Annotated in this window: 5 protein-coding genes; all 5 read right to left on the bottom strand. The window is 59.8% G+C overall.

Annotated features, from left to right (window positions below; translation table 11 throughout):
* The coding region (gene thrB, locus ACH2EH_RS09115; protein WP_395140964.1) for a homoserine kinase at nucleotides 1-883 on the bottom strand (883 nt) is incomplete at its 3' end.
* Nucleotides 876-2,399 (bottom strand): AAA-like domain-containing protein, encoded by a 1,524-nt coding sequence (locus ACH2EH_RS09110; RefSeq protein WP_395140962.1) that lies wholly within the window; start codon nucleotides 2,397-2,399, stop codon nucleotides 876-878. The genes thrB and ACH2EH_RS09110, both read right to left, overlap by 8 nt.
* Nucleotides 2,396-3,769 carry a uridine diphosphate-N-acetylglucosamine-binding protein YvcK gene (gene yvcK / locus ACH2EH_RS09105; protein WP_395140960.1) on the bottom strand — a complete coding sequence of 458 codons (1,374 nt, stop codon included), beginning with the start codon at nucleotides 3,767-3,769 and terminating at the stop codon, nucleotides 2,396-2,398. The genes ACH2EH_RS09110 and yvcK overlap by 4 nt, the downstream gene beginning before the upstream one ends.
* 2 nt (nucleotides 3,770-3,771) lie before the next feature.
* Nucleotides 3,772-4,614: an RNase adapter RapZ gene (rapZ, locus tag ACH2EH_RS09100; protein WP_395140958.1), complete on the bottom strand. Its 843-nt coding sequence runs from the start codon at nucleotides 4,612-4,614 to the stop codon at nucleotides 3,772-3,774.
* Nucleotides 4,615-4,620: 6 nt separating this feature from the next.
* Nucleotides 4,621-5,007, bottom strand: coding sequence for a phage holin family protein (locus ACH2EH_RS09095; protein ID WP_395140956.1), 387 nt, complete (start codon nucleotides 5,005-5,007; stop codon nucleotides 4,621-4,623).
* Nucleotides 5,008-5,079: the final 72 nt, after the last annotated feature.

Genomic DNA, 5,079 nt, shown 5'->3' with positions numbered 1-5,079 from the left:
CCCCACTCGCATCCAAGTTAAGCGGCATCCACTGAGCGAGTACCCCGGCACTGCGAATGGCACCGGCCATTGCCTCGCCGATGCGCTCCTCGTGGGCTTCGGTGAAAGCAAGAATAGCACTACCACTACCAGAGAGAGCGGCTCCGTAGGCCCCGGCAGCGAGTGCCGCCTCGACGGCGGCACGGAAACCGGGGATGAGTTTCTCACGGTAAGGCTGGTGAAGGCGATCGTCCATTCCCACACGCAGCAGCTCCCAGCGGCGGGAGAGAAGTGCCGTCATGAGCACCGCAACCCGTCCCAGATTAGCGACAGTCTCCGCGCGGGTCCAGGATTCTGGCAGAGCGGCGCGTGCGTGCTCGGTGGGAAGAATCAGCTCCGGGATGCAGACAACGGCCTTTAATCCCTCCGGCGCGGGCACGGAAACGCGCGTAATCGTGCCATCGGGCTCGCGCACGGCAATCTGGAAGCCGCCGAAGAGTGCAGGCGCGACATTGTCCGGGTGACCCTCAATCTCCAGCGCAAGTGCAAGAATCTCCTCGCGATCCAGCGGGTTCCCCAGCAGCGCATTGCCGCCCAGCAAGCCGCCCACAACCGCAGTGGAGCTACTTCCTAAACCACGGGAGAAGGGAATATTGGCCTCGGTCTGCACAAAAAGCTTCGGGCGCTGCTTGCCCAGCTTTTCGTAGAGGCGACTGAGTGCAAGATGGGCCAGGCTGTCCTCCCCCAACACCAGGGTGCGTGGCCGTAGCACGGGCGAGGCGCTGGCCGTGAGCACATCGAAGTAGAAGACATTGTGCAGATCCAGCGCAACCCCAATGGTATCAAAGCCGGGGCCGATATTGGCCGAGGTTGCAGGAACACGAACCGAAATAGAGTTACTCAAGGTGTTTTCTCAGGTAGTTTTCATAGAGTAGGCAGCGCAGGCGTGCCTCGGAGGCGCTCTCCCCTGCCAGCACACCCGCAGCGCGCAGACGGAAAAAGGCTTCCCCAGAGGGAGCCTTGCCTCCCAATACCAGCAAAATGGCTTCACGAAGAAGGGGTTCCTGGCTCAAGGAGAAGAGGAGCCGCTCCAGGTGATCGTCGAAGACGTGGGTTGTCTCTAGCGTACCACCTGCGGTCAGCACTTCCAAACCCCGACGTGTCAGATACGGGTGCCCACTCAGAAGCGCATACAGCACGGCGGTTGCATCACTCTGGTAGCGCCTGGCAAGCTGCTCAACCTCGCTTTGGGTAAAGTCCGTGAGGAGCAGACGCACCCCCACATTAAACGGCGACTGATTGGGATCCGTAATAAAGAGATGCGCCTCGGTGGCATAGGCAATCGCCACGCTCAAACGGCTCCACGGCCCCTCGGGATCGAGCGTGCGGCGGTTGTGCCAAGAGCGCAGGAGCCCGAAGACCTCGCTCCCAAAGCTCAGAGGAAACAGCCGGTCGGCCTCATCCAAGCCCCAGACCAGCGGGCGCTCACTGACAGCAAAAATAACCCGTCGCAGATAACGCTCTAAGTTCGCCGCCCCCGAACGGCTTGCACTCCAGTGGCTCTCGGGGAGGGTGTCGAGGTCGAGCTGCTCACAGAGGCTCTCCGCCATTGCCCGGTAGAGGCTCTCCGCCGAAGCGAGAACATCACTGCCCAAGCTCTGAAAATCCAGAATCACCACTTGTGCGCCACGCTGGCGTGCCGCTTGCAAGCCACGAGCGAGGAGGCTCGTCTTCCCTACCTGCCGTGCGCCTTTCAGTAGCACAATAGCCGACTGTGCCTGCAATGCTGCATGAAACTGCCCGTCTACAGAGCGCACCACGTAGTGCTCCGAGGTGAGAGGGACGGCGCCACCGGGGGTTGTATTGCCTTCCCCTCTTCGCGCGGTAGCGAAGGCGAGGGGAAGAGGGTCGGTGAGTCCCCACACGCGCATGCGCTCCCCGTGCTTGGTGTCGCGCTCACCCACAAACCTAAGCCGCTCTTTCCAGGCATCGTGCTCTCTCACCAGGGCAAAGGCGGCATCGGAGAGAAGGATCTGGCCCGCATCGGCAAGGTCCATAATGCGCTTGGCAGTGTTGATACCACCTCCCGTGACGCTTACCGCGCCGTTAATATCACTGACGCGTGTCACCGGGCCGACATGAATCCCCATGCGCAGCGGAAGCCCTGCGGCCTTCTCTCTCACCTCACAAGCACAGATCAGTGGTGCCAGCGCGTAACGTAAAAAGACAAGTGCCACGCCATCGCCCGTCGCGATTGGAATAAGTTCCCCCGCCTGCTCCGCACTCTGAAAGGCTTTCGTACCTCGAACACACGCCAGCAGCTCGGTGACACGCGCGGCCTGCGCCTCCTGCGAGAGCAGTGAGTAGCCCACCAGATCGAGAAAGAGAACGTGGCCTGTCTCTGTCAGGTTGGCCGTCACGACGGCCCTCGTCGCTTGACACGCCGCTCCTGCCAAAGACGAAGAATCGCACGGGCGAGGCGCTCATGATCGTGGCGGACAAGCTGCGCTTCAAAGAGGAACTTGCCAGCGATAGGCCGGTAGCCCATGTCTTTAATGGCCTCAATATCCGCAAAAACAATCTCAGCCCCCGTCTTAGCGTAGCGCTCCATCGCCTCCAAAGACGGACGTGCCGTGTTCACTAACACATAGTCCACGATCTTACGGCCTACAGGCAGAGGGAGCAGATGCCTCTCAATAGCAGCCAGATGCTGAGAGGCCGTAAAACCATCGGTCTCACCAGGCTGGGTCATGACATTGCAGATATAGACACGCAGCGCACGGCTTTTGGCAAGCTCCTCCGCAATAGGGCGCACCAGCAAGTTCGGGATCACCGACGTAAACACGCTGCCGGGACCGAGCACCACAATATCGGCATCGCGGATGGCTTCGAGAACGGCCTGTGGAGGAGTCGGCGCTTCCGGGCAGAGCATAATCTGATCAATCGCACTCGGATCCTTGACGATCTTGGTCTCCCCTGTCACTTCCCGGCCATCGGCAAGCTTCCCCACAAGAACGACAGACTCCACGGTAGAGGGCAGTACACGGCCACGAATTGCCAGGATCTCACTGGTCTTCTCTACCGCCTTTTCAAAATCCCCCGTAATCTGCATCATCGCCGCAATGAGAAGATTGCCAAAACTATGACCGCTCAGACCGTCTTTTGTATCTCGGGTCTCAAAGCGAAACTGAAAAAGCTGCTGCATCAGCGGCTCCGCATCGGCGAGCGCCACTAAACAGTTTCGGATGTCCCCCGGTGGCGGCATTCCTCCAAGCTGCTGCTGAAGCAAGCCCGACGAGCCACCGTCATCGGTCATGGTCACCACGGCCGTTAAATTCGAGGAGTATTGTTTCAGGCCGCGTAAGAGAGTAGAGAGGCCCGTCCCCCCCCCAATCACCACGATCCGCGCCCCTTGATTGAGCGAGCGTTTCCGCTGAATCACCTCAGGCAGACTCTCCAAGTGCTCAGGCGAAATCACCCCAACAATACTGCGATTCACCGCGATCAAGGCGCTGAGAATCAGCAAGAGGCCCAACAAAATCAGCGCCAGCCCCACCGGCAGATAGAAGCGCATGTCGGCGATATCCACATGGAGAAGCTGGTTGATCCGGTGATCGAGCCAGTCGTAGTAGTCCGTGTTGCGGATATTGATGAGAAGCGCCACCCCGATCACAACCGGCAAGAGCCCGATGGGGATCAGCAAAAGATAGCGCTTGACCTTCAGACCAGGTGCCAGCCACTTGGCACCACTGACGACTATCTGCTGCGGAGTGGAGAGCGGAGTGGCCACGCTTAGCGCCTCTCCACATCGCGGTGCTGGGTGAGCACTCTATAGCCCAGGGCTTTCAAGAACACCGAGAGCTTCTCCGAGATCATCACGGAACGGTGCTTGCCACCCGTGCAGCCAATGCCAATGGTTAAGTAGGCCTTTCCCTCCGCAATATAGTGCGGGAGCGACCAGCCCACCAGATCATAGAGCCGCTCCAGAAACGCCCCCGTTCTTTCATCCGCCTCCACAAATGTCCGGACTTCCTCGTCACGCCCGTCTTTTTCTCGGAGTGCTTGATTGTAGTAAGGATTGCGCAAAAAACGCACGTCAAATAATAAATCCGCATCCAGAGGTGTCCCGTGCTTGAAGCCAAACGAAGCCACTGTCACCGTGATGGGCTGCTGCTGGTGCTCGGGCGCGGCGAAGCGCTCGCGCAGAAACGCCTGGAGCTCGGGCATGCTCATGCCCGATGTGTCAATCACAAGATCGGCCTGCTCCTTGAGAGAGGTTAACCGTGCTCGCTCCAGAGCAATCGCGGGGAGAATCCCGCCCGCCTCAAAGAAAAAAGGATGGGGACGGCGGGTTTCCTTGAAGCGCCGGATCAGGGTCTCGTCACTGGAGTCCAGAAAGACAAGAGTGGGCGCGGCGGACAGAGAGAGAATTCCGGCGGGGAGCGCCTCAAACTCCCCGGAGCGCACATCGTTCACAATGCAGAGCGGCTCGTCCTTGGGCATTCCCGAAAGCAAAGACGAAAACAGGCGCGGGGGGATATTCTCCACGACCTGCCAGCCCATGTCCTCAAAACTGCGCGCCGCCGTCTGCTTGCCCGCCCCACTCATTCCTGTCAGCACCACCACGGGAGTCATGTGCGCTTAGTCCTTATCCTTGGGAATCAGCAAGTCCAGCACCCCGGAGATAGACGAGAGCGCGATCGAGCCATAGAGCGCGGGCAGAAATCCCTGCACCGAGAGCCCCAGCCCTACCGACCCGGCGATCCAGAAGAGAAGCGCATTGACCACGAAGCGCATCAGGCCCATTGTCAGGCAGTTCAGAGGCGCGGCCAGCAAGCGCAGGAGCGGCCCCACAAAGGCATTGACCAGAGTTACCACGGCGATGGCAAAAAACGCCCCGACCGCCCCATCCAGTACCAGCCCCCGCTTGCCCCCCAGAAACGGTGCCAGCGGCTGAACATAGCTCCAGGAAAACACGGTCAGGTAGAGCGCCACGGCCCCCACGATCCAGCGAACAATCCAGTTCATTTCTTCAATTTTCTCCCTTGGGCATTATACCGGGGACGAACCGCCCCTAGAGACTTCGCTGATCAGGCCGTC

Origin of the sequence: Armatimonas sp. (genome assembly GCF_043760365.1) — a bacterium.
Classification (GTDB): Bacteria; Armatimonadota; Armatimonadia; order Armatimonadales; family Armatimonadaceae; genus Armatimonas.
The sequence above is the reverse complement of the archived record's forward strand: the minus strand, read 5'-3'. Positions and strand labels throughout refer to the sequence as shown.